15 protein-coding genes and 1 pseudogene are annotated in these 14,445 nt (G+C 72.4%); 7 read left to right on the plus strand and 9 right to left on the minus strand.

Annotation, left to right across the window (positions count from 1 at the left end):
- Positions 1–11: 11 nt before the first annotated feature.
- The gene (locus tag ACIQPQ_RS12515; RefSeq protein WP_383773162.1) at positions 12–668 is read right to left on the minus strand and encodes a MerR family transcriptional regulator; all 657 of its coding nucleotides are present in this window, start codon (positions 666–668) and stop codon (positions 12–14) included.
- A gap of 304 nt (positions 669–972) precedes the next feature.
- Between ACIQPQ_RS12515 and ACIQPQ_RS12520 the strand changes: the two genes are divergently transcribed.
- From ACIQPQ_RS12520 to ACIQPQ_RS12535, 4 genes are all read left to right on the plus strand, one after another.
- Positions 973–2,604, plus strand: coding sequence for a flavin-containing monooxygenase (locus ACIQPQ_RS12520; protein WP_401302963.1), 1,632 nt, complete (start codon positions 973–975; stop codon positions 2,602–2,604).
- The gene (locus ACIQPQ_RS12525) at positions 2,601–3,509 is read left to right on the plus strand and encodes an alpha/beta fold hydrolase (protein ID WP_401302964.1); all 909 of its coding nucleotides are present in this window, start codon (positions 2,601–2,603) and stop codon (positions 3,507–3,509) included. Before ACIQPQ_RS12520 ends, ACIQPQ_RS12525 begins: the two co-directional genes overlap by 4 nt.
- Positions 3,506–4,399: an SDR family oxidoreductase gene (locus ACIQPQ_RS12530; protein ID WP_401302966.1), complete on the plus strand. Its 894-nt coding sequence runs from the start codon at positions 3,506–3,508 to the stop codon at positions 4,397–4,399. The genes ACIQPQ_RS12525 and ACIQPQ_RS12530 overlap by 4 nt, the downstream gene beginning before the upstream one ends.
- 85 nt (positions 4,400–4,484) lie before the next feature.
- A complete protein-coding gene (locus ACIQPQ_RS12535) occupies positions 4,485–4,814 on the plus strand; it encodes a hypothetical protein (protein ID WP_401302968.1) in 330 nt (109 codons plus the stop codon).
- A gap of 76 nt (positions 4,815–4,890) precedes the next feature.
- Here the strand turns inward: ACIQPQ_RS12535 and ACIQPQ_RS12540 are convergent, their stop codons facing one another.
- Positions 4,891–5,100 carry a hypothetical protein gene (locus ACIQPQ_RS12540; RefSeq protein WP_401302970.1) on the minus strand — a complete coding sequence of 70 codons (210 nt, stop codon included), beginning with the start codon at positions 5,098–5,100 and terminating at the stop codon, positions 4,891–4,893.
- 78 nt (positions 5,101–5,178) lie between these two features.
- On the opposite strand from ACIQPQ_RS12540, the gene ACIQPQ_RS12545 reads away from it, so the two are divergent.
- Positions 5,179–6,006 (plus strand): NUDIX domain-containing protein, encoded by an 828-nt coding sequence (locus ACIQPQ_RS12545; protein ID WP_401302972.1) that lies wholly within the window; start codon positions 5,179–5,181, stop codon positions 6,004–6,006.
- Positions 6,007–6,424: 418 nt separating this feature from the next.
- Here the strand turns inward: ACIQPQ_RS12545 and ACIQPQ_RS12550 are convergent, their stop codons facing one another.
- From ACIQPQ_RS12550 to ACIQPQ_RS12570, 5 genes and pseudogenes are all read right to left on the minus strand, one after another.
- The gene (locus ACIQPQ_RS12550; protein ID WP_401302974.1) at positions 6,425–7,090 is read right to left on the minus strand and encodes a YdcF family protein; all 666 of its coding nucleotides are present in this window, start codon (positions 7,088–7,090) and stop codon (positions 6,425–6,427) included.
- A 158-nt stretch (positions 7,091–7,248) separates the two neighbouring features.
- Positions 7,249–7,467 (minus strand): DUF397 domain-containing protein, encoded by a 219-nt coding sequence (locus tag ACIQPQ_RS12555; RefSeq protein ID WP_401302975.1) that lies wholly within the window; start codon positions 7,465–7,467, stop codon positions 7,249–7,251.
- Between the two features lie 55 nt (positions 7,468–7,522).
- Positions 7,523–8,581: pseudogene (locus tag ACIQPQ_RS12560) on the minus strand (transcriptional regulator); the annotation flags it as partial.
- A 155-nt stretch (positions 8,582–8,736) separates the two neighbouring features.
- Positions 8,737–8,946, minus strand: a complete 210-nt coding sequence (locus ACIQPQ_RS12565) for a DUF397 domain-containing protein (protein WP_401302977.1) — start codon at positions 8,944–8,946, stop codon at positions 8,737–8,739.
- Positions 8,933–9,604: a DUF5753 domain-containing protein gene (locus ACIQPQ_RS12570; protein ID WP_401302978.1), complete on the minus strand. Its 672-nt coding sequence runs from the start codon at positions 9,602–9,604 to the stop codon at positions 8,933–8,935. The genes ACIQPQ_RS12565 and ACIQPQ_RS12570 overlap by 14 nt, the downstream gene beginning before the upstream one ends.
- A 233-nt stretch (positions 9,605–9,837) precedes the next feature.
- Here ACIQPQ_RS12570 and ACIQPQ_RS12575 point away from each other — a divergent pair, with 233 nt between their 5' ends.
- Positions 9,838–10,320 (plus strand): GNAT family N-acetyltransferase, encoded by a 483-nt coding sequence (locus tag ACIQPQ_RS12575; protein WP_401303567.1) that lies wholly within the window; start codon positions 9,838–9,840, stop codon positions 10,318–10,320.
- Between the two features lie 35 nt (positions 10,321–10,355).
- On the opposite strand, the gene ACIQPQ_RS12580 is transcribed toward ACIQPQ_RS12575, so the two are convergent.
- A complete protein-coding gene (locus tag ACIQPQ_RS12580) occupies positions 10,356–11,003 on the minus strand; it encodes a LuxR C-terminal-related transcriptional regulator (protein ID WP_383773210.1) in 648 nt (215 codons plus the stop codon).
- Positions 10,988–12,229 (minus strand): sensor histidine kinase, encoded by a 1,242-nt coding sequence (locus tag ACIQPQ_RS12585; RefSeq protein WP_401302980.1) that lies wholly within the window; start codon positions 12,227–12,229, stop codon positions 10,988–10,990. Before ACIQPQ_RS12585 ends, ACIQPQ_RS12580 begins: the two co-directional genes overlap by 16 nt.
- 173 nt (positions 12,230–12,402) lie before the next feature.
- Here ACIQPQ_RS12585 and ACIQPQ_RS12590 point away from each other — a divergent pair, with 173 nt between their 5' ends.
- Entirely contained in the window at positions 12,403–14,436 is a 2,034-nt protein-coding gene (locus ACIQPQ_RS12590) for a serine hydrolase domain-containing protein (RefSeq protein ID WP_401302982.1), read from the plus strand.
- Positions 14,437–14,445: the final 9 nt, after the last annotated feature.

The following is a 14,445-nucleotide window of genomic DNA, read 5'->3' on the forward strand; positions in this document are numbered from 1 at the left end:
TCCGCCGGTGGCTACGGCCGGGGTTTCGGTGCGTGGCTCGTCCGGCGGTCCAGCGCCAGGGAGAGCTCCGCCTCGACCACACTGCGGGCCAGCGGACGCAGGCGGGGCAGGGCCTCCGCGTCGGCGTGGCGGAGGATCAGAGTGACGAAGAGGTCCGCCAGGGCGTCGGCGTGGGCGCGGACGCGGGCGCCCGCCGTGAGGACGTCCGCGAGCGGGATGCCCTCGCCGACCAGCGCGGCCGAGACGTCCAGCAGGCGGCGGCTGATATGGACGATCTCCTCGCCGTCGGTGCCGAGGTAGCCGAGGTCGAGGGCGGCGGCCAGGTTCTCCGGGGTGACGTGGTGCTCGAAGCGGGCGGCCAGTTCCTCGGGGGTGAGGCGGACCGGCTCCTCCTCGGTCGGGGTGCCGACGCCGAGCAGGTCGGCCACGTCCCGGCCGTGGTCGAAGGCCTCCGCGAGTTCCGCGATGCCGTTGAGGGTGTGACCGCGCTCCAGCAGCGCGGCGATGGTGCGCAGCCGGGCCAGGTGGTGGTCGTCGTACCAGGCGATCCGGCCCTCGCGGCGGGGCGGCTGGAGCAGCTTGCGTTCGCGGTAGAAGCGCAGGGTGCGCACCGTGATGCCGGCCTTCTCGGCCAGCTCCTCCGTCCGGTACTCCCGCTTGTCGTCCACCCGCGCAGCCTATGTTGTACCGCCGGTAACTTTCCCTCCGCGCCCCCTACCCATGAGTACGGCTCTGCTCTACGCTCCCATTGCGCCAGTGTTCACTGGCACGGTTACCGGGGCGGTTGCCGGCGGTTGCCGGGTGCGGTTCCCGGCAGGTGCTCCGGTGGGCACGGCGTCCGCAGGGGGCGTGGTCCGTCCGTGGCGGGCACGGTCCGTCCGTACTGGGCAGGGTCTGCCTGGCCGGGCGTGGTCCGCCGGTGCCGGGCACAGTCGTACGAGTCGCAGGGTCGCGAGGCAGGGAGGCGTCGGGATGGCGGAGCACGAGCATGTGCGGGTGGCGGTGATCGGGTCCGGGTTCGGAGGACTGGGAGCCGCCGTACGACTGCGCCGGGAGGGGATCACCGACTTCGTCGTCCTGGAACGGGCGGGCAGCGTGGGCGGGACCTGGCGGGACAACAGCTACCCCGGCTGCGCCTGCGACGTACCGTCGCACCTGTACTCCTTCTCCTTCGCCCCCCACCCCGACTGGCCGCGCACCTTCTCCGGCCAGGAGCACATCCGCGCCTACCTGGAGCACGTCGCCGACGTCTTCGGTCTCCGCCCCCACCTGCGCTTCGACGCCGAGGTCAAGCGGATGGCGTGGGACGCGGACGCGCTGCGCTGGGAGATCGAGACCGCGCGCGGCACCCTCACCGCCGACGTCGTCGTCTCCGCGACCGGACCGCTGTCCGACCCGAAGACGCCCGACGTCCCCGGCCTCGACACCTTCCCCGGCGCGGTGTTCCACTCCGCGCGCTGGAACCACGACCTGGACCTGGCCGGGAAGCGCGTCGCCGTCGTCGGCACCGGCGCCTCCGCCATCCAGATCGTGCCCGCGATCCAGCCGGAGGTCGGCCGCCTCACCCTCTTCCAGCGCACCCCACCGTGGGTGATGCCCCGCGTCGACCGCGCGGTCACCGGCGCCGAACGCTGGCTGCACCGGCGGGTGCCGCTCACCACCCGGGCCCGGCGCGGCCTGCTGTGGGGCATCCGCGAACTCCAGGTGCAGGCCTTCACCAAGCACCCCGACGAACTCGGCTTCGTGGAACGCCTCGCCAAGCGCAACATCGCCCGCTCCATCAAGGACCCCGCGCTGCGCGCCAAGCTGACCCCGGACTACCGGATCGGCTGCAAGCGCATCCTGCTGTCCAGCACCTACTATCCGGCGCTCGCCCGGCCCAACGTGGACGTCGTCGCCAGCGGCCTGCGCGAGGTCCGCGGCTCCACGCTCGTCGCCGCCGACGGGACCGAGACCGAGGCGGACGTCATCGTCTTCGGCACCGGCTTCCACGTCACCGACATGCCGATCGCCGAACGCGTCTTCGGCGCCGACGGCCGCAGCCTGGCGGAGAGTTGGAAGGACGGCATGGAGGGCCTGCGCGGGGCGACCGCGGCCGGGTTCCCCAACTGGATGACGATCATCGGCCCCAACACCGGCCTCGGGAACTCCTCGATGATCCTGATGATCGAGTCCCAGCTCAACTACCTCGCCGACTACCTCCGCCAACTCGGCCTCCTCGGCGGCCGGGTGGCCCTCGACGCCCGCCCGAGCGCCGTGCACGCCTGGAACCGGCAGGTGCAGGAACGGATGAAGCGCACGGTGTGGAACACCGGCGGCTGCACCAGCTGGTACCTCGACGCGAACGGCCGCAACACCACCGTGTGGCCGGGCACGACGAGCGAGTTCCGCCGCGCCACGCGCCGCGTCGACCTCACCGAGTACGCGGTGCTGCGCCCGGCCGACAGCGCGGTGAGCCCCGCTGGCGTGACGCACGCCGCCGCGGCGCCCGGCGTCCCGGAGGTCACCGTTCCCGCCCCCACCGAAGCCGATCCGGGTTCCGGTTCCGGCTCGGACTCCAGCTCCGGCTCGGGTTCCGGTTCCGCGCGGGAGGTGACCGCGTGACGACCCTCGCCACCGGCCCGTACGCCCCGCCCGACCCGGCCCGCGTCCTCACCGCCCGCTCCGCCGACGGCGCCGCCCTGCACGTCGAGGTGCACGGCCCCGAGGGCGCCCCCGCGGTGGTCCTCGCGCACGGCTGGACCTGCTCGACCGCGTTCTGGGCGGCGCAGATCCGGGCCCTGTCCGCCGACCACCGGGTCATCGCCTATGACCAGCGCGGCCACGGCCGGACCCCCGCGAGCCCCGCCTGCGGCGTCGACGCCCTCGCGGACGACCTGGAGGCCGTGCTGACGGCGACGCTCGCGCCGGGCGAACGGGCCGTGATCGCCGGGCACTCGATGGGTGCGATGACCATCATGGCGGCGTCCCGGCGCCCGGTGTTCCGGGAGCACGCGGCGGCCACTCTGCTGTGCAGCACGGGCAGTTCGCGGCTGGTGGCCGAGTCCACCGTCGTCCCGCTGCGGCCCGGCAGGCTGCGGACCTGGCTGACCGGCCGCGTCCTCGGCTCGCGCGCCCCGCTCGGCCCGGTCACACCCGTCGCCCGCCGCGTCCTCAAGTACGCGACCATGGGCGCCGGTTCGGCCCCGCACGCGGTCGACGCCTGCGCGCGCATCGTGCACGCCTGCCCGCGCACCGTGCGGCACGCCTGGTCCCGCGTCCTGGACCTGCTCGATCTCGACGACGGCGTACGGGAGTTGTGGGTGCCGACCGCCGTCCTCGCCGGCGGTGCCGACCGGATGACCCCGCCCGTCCACGCCCGCCGGATCGCGGCGGAGCTGCCGGACTGCGTGGGCCTGACCGTGCTGCCCGGCATCGGCCACATGAGCCCGGTCGAGGCACCCGAGGCGGTCACCGCCCGCATCCGCGACCTCGTCAGCATCCACATCGGCCCGAAGGAGGGCGCATGACCAAGGTGAGCCTCGAAGGACAGGTCGCGGTCGTCACCGGCGCGGCGCGCGGCGTCGGCGAACTCCTCGCCCGGAAGCTGTCCGCGCGCGGCGCGAGCGTGGCGCTGGTCGGGCTGGAGCCGGACGAGCTGAAGCGGGTCGCGGAACGGCTGCACGGCGACGGCGACCACTGGCACGCCGACGTCACCGACCACACGGCGATGGCCCAGGTCACCCGGGAGGTGAAGGAACGCTTCGGGAAGGTGGACATCGTCGTCGCCAACGCCGGTGTTGCCAGCGGCGGTCCGTTCGCCGACTCCGACCCCGAGGCCTGGCGCCGGGTCATCGAGGTCAACCTCATCGGCTCGGCGGTCACCGGCCGCGCCTTCCTGCCGCTGCTCGCCGAGAGCCGCGGCTACCTCCTCCAGATCGCCTCGCTCGCCGCGATCACCCCGGCGCCGATGATGACGGCGTACTGCGCGTCGAAGTCGGGGGTCGAGGCGTACGCGCACTGCCTGCGTGCCGAGGTCGGCCACCAGGGCGTACGGGTGGGCGTCGGTTACCTGTCCTGGACCGACACCGACATGGTGCGCGGCGCCGACCAGGACGACGTGATGCGGGAGTTGAGGCAGCGGCTGCCCTGGCCCGCCAACCGCACCTACCCGCTGGGCCCGGCCGTGGACCGCCTCGTCGCGGGCATCGAACGCCGCTCCGCGCACGTCTACGGCCAGGGCTGGCTGCGCGGCATGCAGGGCGTGCGCGGCTACCTGCCCACGCTCATAGGCACCGTGGGACAGCGCGAGATGCGCCGGATCGCGCCCCGTCTGGCGGGGATGCGGACCGGGCTCGTCGGGGCCGGTGGAGCGGCGGACGAGCAGGCCAGAGGGGGTGCGGCTACCCACCGTAGTTGATCGAAATGCGCGGGATGTCCTGCCGTGTGAGTCTGATCGAGGCCCGATCGGGCCGACACCTCACCCGCTACGGGAGTGAAACCGCATGGGTATGAAGGACAAGTTCCAGGACCAGGCCGAGCAGCTCCGCGACCGCGCCAAGGGCGCGATGGACGAGGCCCGCGAGAAGACCGCCGAGCGCGGCCGTCCCCAGGACGAGCGGAGCCGCGAGCAGCAGGGCCGCCGGCCGGGCCAGGAGCAGAGCCGCGAGCAGGGCCGCCGCCCCGGCCAGGAGCAGCCCCGCGAGCACGGCCGCGAGCAGCACCACCGCCCCGGCCAGGACCCGGCCCGCACGGAGCGCCCCGAGCGCGCCCAGCGCGCGGAGCGCGAGGACGACCGCTTCGACCCGGACTTCGACGAGTCGTCGATGCGGTGACGCTGCCGCTGAGCTGAGCGGAACGCAGGGCGCCCCCGTCTTGGGGGCGCCCTTGCGGCCGTTCCGGCACCGCCGCTCAGGCGGACGGCCGCCCGATGGCGAGCAGCCGACCGGTGAACCCCTCCCGGCAGAGACGCTCGTACGCCTCCCGCACCTCACCGGGCACGTCCTGGGCGACCATGAAGCCCATCTCCGGGTAGACCAGCAGCCGTTGCAGGGCACCGACCAGCATGTCGATGACCATGCGGGCGTCCTGGATCGAGTCGGCGTACGCGGGAAGCGTCATCGGCGTCGCAGCGTCCAGCGGGCACTCGGCATCTCCGGGCCCGCCCTCGACCCCGTCGTGTGGGGCACCGAGACGTCCATGACCGCCGAGGCCTCACCGCTGCGGACCTCGCCCGTCCGCAGCGACGACAGTGAACTACGGCGATTCACGTGGCTCACGACCGCACCCACCGTGCGCGCTCGGTACCGTCTGGAATGCCTGGACCTACGAGTAGGCCGCACCGGGCGGGGCTTCGCCCGCACCCTGGCAGCCAGACCAACCCGCACCCGCAAGGCGGTCACGTCGATCCGTTCCACGCTCGCGGTCTGCCAGCGGAGCAAAGTACCCGGCGCCGCCGATCTCGCACGCCGCGTCCGCGAGGCCCTGACCCAACATGCCCGACAACGCGTCCGCCGAAGGGAACACATCGTGACCGAGCAGACCGACGACCAGCCGAAGGCCCTCAAGCCGGCGCTCGAATCGATGACCCTGCTGGTCGCCGCGGTCATCGTCCACGACAAGGCCACGAACCGCGTCGTCCTCCTCCAGCGCAGCGAGAACGCCAAGTTCGCCCAAGGTCTGTGGGACCTTCCGGTCGGCAAGAGCGAACCGGGCGAACCCATCACGCAGACCGCGGTCCGCGAGCTGTACGAGGAGACCGGCCTCACCGTGAAGCCCGAGTCCCTGAAGGTCGCCCACATCATTCACGGCGCCTGGGGTGTCGAAGCTCCCAACGGCTTCCTCACGGTCGTCTTCGCCGCCCACGAGTGGACAGGCGAACCCGAAAACCGCGAGCCCCGTAAGCACTCCCGCGTCTGCTGGGTCGACGCCGACGCCATTCCCGAAGCCTTTGTCGACACCACTGCCAGTGCTCTGACCCGGTACCTGGACGGAGGCCAAGGGGTCTCGCTCAATGGGTGGCGGTGACGCATCCCTGGTCCATCACGTAGGGACAGGGTTCAGGCGATGCGCCCCGGAACGGCCGACGACGCACGTGTACGCACACGGGGGCGGGCCGGGGCCGACGGCTGCACGGATGCCTCGGCACGGTGGTGGCGCTGGCCCTCGCCGTCTCCACCGCCGCGCTCCTGGGCAGGTCGTGGAACGCCTGCGACATCGGCGTCAACAACGCGGCCAACGGCACTTTCCTCGTACTCCTCTTCGTGCCTGGCCTCTGGGCGCTCCTGCTGCTGGCATGGGGCGCGGTGAGTGCCCTCGCCGGACACCTGCCCGTGGTCCACGCCTGCGCCCTCGGGGTGACGCTCCTGGCCGTGGCCTGGTGCGCGGTCTCGATCTTCTGGGGCGCCACCCCGAGCCCCATGTGCCTCGACGACACCCGGCACGCTCAGGCGGACGGCCGCCCTGCGGCGAGCAGCCGACCGGTGAACCCCTCCCGGCAGAGACGCTCGTACGCCTCCCGTACCTCGCCGGGGACGTCTTGGTGGACCATGAAGCCCATCTCCGGGTAGACCAGCAGGCGTTGCAGAGCACCGACCAGCATGTCGATGACCATGCGGGCGTCCTGGATCGAGTCGGCGTATGCGGGAAGCGTCATCGGCGTCGACGCGCTGACGAACTCGGCCTCGGGCCACAGCTTGCGGGCCGTGGCGCAGGCCCGCCGCTCCTCGTACGGCTTGCTCACCAGAAGCACGGAGGACACCTCCACCCCCGCCTCCTCCAGCACGGCCCGCGAGAACCGGATGTTCTCCCCGGTGTTTTGGGCGCTCGGCTCGACCAGTACGCGCTCTGCGGGAACACCGAGTTCAAGCGCCCGCTCGCGGTAGTGCACGGCCTCACCGCGCGGCATCCGCTCCCGCGTCGTGGGACTCGTGGCACCCGTGAACAGGAGCAGCGGGGCCATACCGTCCCGGTACAACTCGACGGCCCGGTCCGCCACCCCGAGATCGTGGCTGCCGAGTCCGATCGCGACGGAGCAGGGCCGGGGCGAGTGCCCCATCTGGTGGTAGTCCCACAGGCGTTGCGCGTCGGCCCATGCCTGTACCGAGATCATTCCTGCCCCTCGCCCCTCGTCGCTCATCGTTCGTCGCCGAGCGAACTCAACCAGCGTCCCGGGTGGCGGATGGGCGGTTCGGTGCAACTCGGCCACGGGTTCACCCGATTGCATACGCGGAAAAGTCACCGGGGAACGGGACAGCTACCGAGTCGCTGTCAACCCGTGCGACTTGCGGTCGACTTGAGGCTCGCCACGAAGTCGTCCAACGCCTGGCGGGACAGCAGCAGCGCCGGGCCGACGGGGACCTTACTGTCCCGGAGCGCGATCCGTCCGGGGGCGACGACGGCGCACTCGACGCAGTCGGACTGTGCTGCCGACGCCGACGACTTCCACCATGTCGCGGGGAGCGTCGAGGAGTCGTCCACCTGGGCCATGTTCCACTCTCCTGTCTGCCCGATGAGCGTCGTGAAGCCTCGTACGGCGGTCCGCCTACGCCGCGGCGACCAGCTCACGTGCCCGTTCGTTGAAGTCGGCGACGAGGCGGTTGCCGCCGAAGGGCCGCATACGGCGTTGCAGGTCCTGTACGGCCTCGATCGCGCGCGACGACTTCACCTGGGCCGACAGGCGCAGGGTCCGCAGACCGGCCGCGTACGCTCCGTCGAAGTCGCGGCGTTGGAGGTGGGACACGGCGAGGGCTGCTTGCGACATCGCGCCTCGGCGGGCCCGGTTCTGCTTCTTCGCATGGTCGATGGACCGGCGCGCGTGTTCCTCGGCGGCCTGTGGCTGGTCCAGGTCGCGCATGGTGTTCGCGTGCTCGCCATGCAGGTAGGCGGGGTCGATGAAGGCCGCCCACTCCGCCTCTTCCGCGAGGTCGACCCGTTCGTACGCCCGTTCCGACTCCACGACCGCGTGGGCGGCGGCGGCCTTGTCGTCGAGGAGGGCGAGTGCCCGTGCCTCCAGGCACCACAGGTCCGCGAGGCAGGCGCGCGACTGCGCCTGCGAAAGCCCCTGCCGACCCGCCTGCGCGAGGCGACGCCCCTCGGCCGGATTGCCGGTCAGCGTCGCCTGATCGGCCATGCCCGCGAGGACATGCGCGCCGAGGGCGGCGTTCCGTGATTCCTCGGCGAGATGGAGCGACTGGATCAGATACCGCTGGGCAATGGCCTGTTCGCCGTTGTCGTAGGCCATCCAGCCGAGCAGGTAGGTCTGTTCGGCGGCGGCCTCGCACAGTGCGCGCCGCACTGTTTCGTCGTGGGACCGCCGCAGCAGCGGGTAGACGTGATGGTTCATGTACTCGGCGAGGATCAGCCGCCCCGATCCGCCGCCCTGCAACACGTCCATCCGCTGGAACGTGGCGAACATGTTCTTCACCGCGGTCACGTCTTCCAGACGCACCCGCGGACCTGGTTCGGGTGTCTGGTCAAGGATGTTGAGGTGCCGGTCCCGCGAGGGACCCGTACCGACCATTGCAACAAACGGTGGAGCTGCGAGGAAGGTACGTCGATCCATGGCGGTTCTCCCCAGGTCGGCGACGCGTTCCACCGTAGCCAGGGAGCGGGGGTGGAGGTGAGTACGGTGTCGGCCGAACGAGGTGCGGCCTGATCCCGCCCCGGCGGGCAGGCCGCCACCGCCGTCCATCGATGGCACCGCCCCCGCGCGGCCAAGACGGCCAAGCGGGGGCGGTGTACCGCGTGTTCGGGGGGCTACAGCGCGCCCGACCTGATGCCGGACACCAGCCTTGCCACGGCCGCCCGAGACATCAGCAGCGCGGGGCCGGACGGCTGCTTGCTGTCGCGGAGCGCGACCGTCTGGCCGTCGAGGATTGCGCACTCGACGCAGTCGGACTGAATCCCGCTGGCCGACGCCTTCCACCAAGTCACGGGGAGCGTCGAGGAGTCGTCAACGTGGGCCATGTTCTTCCCTTATCTGTTCGATGCGTTCTGCGGACTCCTCGGGCGACAGTGCCGCCGCTTGAAGCCGCTCGAACGCGTCCCGGTACACACCGACCTGTTCGCCGTCCTCGACATACAGAGCAGCGGTCAGGCTTTCGACATGTACGACGTCGAGGTCCGCATAGTCCTCGAACCCGAGGACCGAGTACGAACCCATCTGACCGACGTGGGGCGGCGCGTCGGAGGGCAGCACCTGAACCGTCACGTTCGAACGTCGGCCGCGGTCGAGCAGGCGACCGAGTTGGTCACGCATGACGCCGGCACCGACGCAGCGCGTGCGCAGAGCGCCTTCGGCCACGATCGCCCACAGGTCGAGCGGGTGTTCGCGGGTGAGGACGGCCTGCCGCGCGAGGCGCACCTCGACCAAGGCATCAACCTTGTGCTCGACCGCCTGCGGCATGCCGAGTGAGGTCATGAGTTCGCGGGCGTACTCACCGGTCTGGAGGAGACCTGGAACCACGCCGATCTGCCACGTTCGGATCGACGTGGCCTCGGCGCGACGGCCCTCCGGGCCGGAGCGGCGCGGGCGCTGACCGCCGAGGTGTCGGCCGCCGAGCGGCTGGCCGAGGAGGTCGATCCGCTGCCCGCCGACCAGGCCGCGGCGCGGCTGGCCGGGCATCCGGCGAGCCTCGTGGAGCAGGTGCTCGATCTGCTGGGGACCCGCAGGGCGCGGGCGATCCGGGCCGCCTCACGGGCCGGGGAAGGCCGGAACGGGTAGACCGGGCAGACAGGGCAGACGGGGCAGTCCTCCCCGTAGGGCCGGGGCTCGGCCGGGGAGGGTGCTGTCGCACACTGGAGGCCGTCCGGAAAATACCCCAACCACCGAACCTGCATGGATGTACCGTGAGCAGTATGAATATGCGCCGTCTTCCCTTCGACCATCCTGACGCCGTCAAGCTGAACGACGAGGTGCAGGCCGAGTATCACGAGCGGTACGGGGACGGGGGTGACGCCACGGTGGTGGACGCGGCGGACTTCGAGCCGCCGCGCGGGGTGTACTTCGTCGCGTACGACGCGCTGGAGCGGCCCGTGGCGACCGGGGGCTGGCGGAGTCAGGACGCCAACGGGGAGGGCAACGAGGACGGGGACGCCGAGCTGAAGCGGATGTTCGTGATCCGGGAGATGCGCGGGCTCGGGCTGGCGCGGCGGATGCTGGCCGCGCTGGAGGAGGACGCGCGGGCGGCCGGGCGGACGCGGATGGTGCTGGAGACCGGCACGGAGCAGCCGGAGGCCATCGCCCTCTACACCTCCAGCGGCTACGAGCCGTGCGGGAAGTTCGGCTACTACCGGCATCACGAGGCGAGCCGCTGTTACGCCAAGCCGCTCGCCCCCTGAGCAGCACGTTCCCTGAGCAGCACGTCCCTCCGGGCCTATTTGAGGAACGCCAGCACGGCGAGGACCCGCCGGTTGGCGTCGTCCGACACCGGCAGGTCCAGTTTCGCGAAGATGTTCGAGGTGTGTTTGATCACCGAGCGTTCGGTGATCACCAGGGACTGGGCGATGGAGGCGTTGGAGCGGCCCTCGGCCATGAGGGCGAGGACCTCCCGTTCGCGGGGGGTGAGGCGGGCCAGGGAGCCGGTGGGGCCCGCGGCGTCCCTGGCGAAGAGCTTGGCGACGACGTCGGGGTCCATCGCGGTGCCGCCCCCGGCGACCCGGCGTACGGACTCCACGAACTGGTCGGGGTCGAAGACGCGGTCCTTCAGCAGGTAGCCGATGCCGCCGCTGCCGTCGGCGAGCAGCTCACGCGCGTAGAGCTGCTCGACGTACTGGGAGAGGACGAGCACCGGCAGGCCGGGGACCTGTCTGCGGGCCTGGAGGGCGGCCTGGAGGCCCTCGTCGGTGAAGGTCGGCGGGAGGCGTACGTCGACGACCGCGACGTCGGGCCGCTCGTCGACCAGGGCCCGTAAGAGGCTGGGCCCGTTGTCGACGGCGGCCACGATCTCGAAGTCGTACGCCTCCAGCAGCCGGACCAGGCCGTCGCGCAGGAGGAAGAGGTCTTCGGCTAGGACAACGCGCAAGGGATCTCCAGGGTGAGGGTGGTGGGTCCGCCCACGGGGCTGGTGACCGCGAGCAGCCCGTCGAAGGCGGCGAGGCGGCGTTCGATGCCGCGCAGGCCGGTGCCGCGGGAGGGGTCGGCGCCGCCGTGGCCGTCGTCGGAGACCTGGGCGCGGACCCGGCCGTCGGCGTACCAGAGGTCGATGTCGACGTGGGTGGGGGCGGCGTGCTTGGCGGCGTTGGTGAGGGCTTCGGAGAGGGCGAAGTAGAGGGCGGACTCGACGGGGGCCTCGGCGCGGCCGGGCAGGTCGGCGGTGACGGTGACGTCGAGGGGGCTGTCGAGGGCGAGGGCGCGGACGGCGTCGGCGAGGCCGCGGTCGGCGAGGACCGGCGGGTGGATGCCGCGGATGAGGTCGCGCAGCTCGTTCAGGGCGGAGGCGGACGCCTTGCGGGTGTCGGCGAGGATGGCGCGGACGGCGTCGGGGTCCTTGGCGAGGAGCTGCTCGGCGACGCCGAGGTTCATGCCGAGGGCGACGAGGCGGGCCTGGGCGCCGTCGTGCAGGTCGCGCTCGATGCGGCGCAGTTCGGCGGCGGAGCTGCTGACGACCTCGGAGCGGGTGCGGGTGAGGTGCAGGACCTTCGCGGACGTCTCGGTGGGGGCGAGCAGGGTGCGGGCCAGCTGGGCGTGGGCGCGCAGCAGGGCGGGCGCGGAGGCCAGGCCGGCCAGCAGGGTGGGGACGCCCAACGCGAGCGCGAACAGGGCGCTCTGACTGTCCGTCACCTTGATGAACCAGTACCAGTTGTTGCCGCCGTTGCTGGTGATGTCCTCCCACAGCAGCGGCATCAGCAGGCCGAAGACGCCGAAGGCGATCAGTGCGAGCGGCAGCAGCACGAGGGCGATGCCGACGACCGGGTTGACCAGCGTCCAGGCGAGGTCCCGCCAGGTCGCCGGGTCGGTGAGGATCCACTGGGTGCGGTTCCACCAGCCCTTGAGGCCGCCCACGCGCGGCGGCTCGGGCAGGTAGGGCGCGGGGATGCCGCCGTCCAGGCGGGCCGCGGCGAGGCGGCGGGTGACGTCGACGGTGCCGCGGGTGAAGAGCGCGGCGGCCGGGATGAGGAAGAGGCCGATGCCCGCGCCGAGCAGGGCCATCGCCGTGACCAGCACGGAGAAGGCGACGGTCTCGACGACGGCGAGACCGGCCAGCGGGAGGCCGGCGACCGCGGTGCGTGCGTTCCGGGCGATGTTCATGCCGCAACTCCTGAGATCTGGCGGCTCGTTGCCGCCGTACGTGTTACATCCTGGGGTGCCACGTGCCGCCGATCACGGGACCATTGTCCCCTCTCGGGGGGTGTACCTAGGTCCCCTTTGCACACCACACAGGGCCCTGGGGCGCGGCGGCCGTACGCGGTGGAATCGATGGCATGACGAGCCGAGAGCGATTCCTCATCCTGGTGGCGGCCGCGCTGACCGCCGTCCTGTGCGTGGTGAACCCGGCCGCCGCGGACGGCCACCCGGCCGCCGCCCCCGGCGGCGCCCAGAGCAGCGGCGCCCGTGCCGCCTCCGGCGGGAGCCTGGGCGCGCTGCTGGACGAACTGGTGCCGAAGCAGCTGGCCGACCGGCGCATCCCGGGGGCCTCGGTCGTCGTCGTACGCCGCGACGGGTCGACCCTCACCAAGGGGTACGGTCTCGCGGACGTCGAGCGGAAGGTGCGCAGCGATCCGCGCCGCACCGGCTACTTCATGGCCTCCGACGCCAAGCTGTTCACGGCGGTGGCCGTGCTCCAGCAGGTGGAGAAGGGGAAGCTGGATCTCGACACGGACGTCAACCGGTACCTGAGGACGTTCAAGGTCAAGGACACCTACCCCGGCAAGCCGGTGACGCTCCGTCATCTCCTGACCCACACCGCGGGGTTCGACACGAGCATCCTCGGCCGGGGCGGCACGGCGCCGGAACCGGCGGGCGCGCTCGGCGCGAGCCTCGCCGAGCACCAGCCGAAGCGGGTCCGGCCGCCCGGCGAGGTCGCCAGCTACGACAACTACGGTGTGGCGCTCGCCGGTTACGTCGTCGAGCAGGTCACCGGCACCCCCTTCGCCGCCTACGTCGACCGGGCCGTGCTGAAGCCGCTCGGCATGACCCGCACCACCTTCGCCCGGCCCGACGCCCGCACCGCCGGCACCCTGGCCCTCGGCTACCGGCCCGACGGCGGGACGCAGCGCGCCGAGGACGGCCAGTACGGTGCCTGGACGCCGACCGGGGCGGGCGCGGTCACCACCGCCGCCGACATGGGCCGCCTGATGCGGGCCCTCCTCGACGACGGCGGCCCGGTCCTCACCCGCGCCTCCACGAAGGCGATGCTGCACCGCCAGTTCGCCAACGACACCCGGCTGCCCGGCATCGGCTACCTGATGGAGGAGCGGGTGCGCGACGGACGGCGCATGTGGGTGAAGGACGGCGACCTGCCCGGCTTCCACGGCAACCTCGCCCTCCTCCCGCAGTCCGGCGTCGGCGTGTACGTCGTCTACAACGGCGACGGTGTCGACGGCAGCGCCTCCTACGCCGCCCAGGAACTCGTCAACCGGGTCGCCGACCGGCTCTCCGGCGCCACCGGCGGCACGAGCGGCACGGACCGCACCACCGCGGACCAGACCGGCACCGGCACCGGCACCGGCACCGGCACCGACCGGGACAACGGCCGGGGCACGGCGTCCGGCACGGCCCGCCTCACCACCGGCGACAAGGCGGCCGTCTCCCCGTACGCCGGGTTCTACCGCACCACCCGCACCAGCTCCTCCGACCTGACGCGGGTGGCGGCGCTCACCACCGCCGTGCACGTCACCGCGGACGGCGGCGGCGGGCTCACCACCACCGGGCTGGCCCGGGACCCGCGCGTCGGCGAGCAGCACTGGACGCCGGTCGCGGCCGGGGTCTTCCAGGAACGCGGCGGCCAGGACCGGATCGCCTTCCGCGACGGACGGCTGGCGCTGGCCTCCGACCCGACGCAGGTCTTCGACAAGCTCGCCTGGTACCAGTCCCCCGCCCTGCACCAGCAGGCCCTCGCCGCCGGACTCGGCGTGCTCGCCGCGGCGCTGCTGCTCCTGCCGCTGGTGGCGTTCCTGCGGCGCGGCAAGGACAAGCCCGCGGGCGGCCGGATCGCCTGGGCGCTGGCCTGGACGGCGGGGGCGCTGCTCGCGGCGGCCACCGTGTGCTTCCTGCGGCTGACCGGCGACGGCAACGCCCTCAACCGGACGGTCCTGGTCGGCGACTCGCCGCTGCTGACCCTGATCCCGCAGCTGGTCGCCGCGGCGGGCGCGGTCACCGCGCTGCTGCTGGTCTGCACGGTCGTCGCCTGGAAGCGCGGCTGGTGGCCGGTGGCCGGCCGGGTGACGTACACCTGCCACACCCTGGCGGCGGCGGTCGTCGTCGGACTGGGCGCGGCGTACGGGCTGATGCCGTAGCCGGGGCCG

It is taken from the genome of Streptomyces sp. NPDC091281, from assembly GCF_044757425.1.
Classification (GTDB): Bacteria; Actinomycetota; Actinomycetes; order Streptomycetales; family Streptomycetaceae; genus Streptomyces.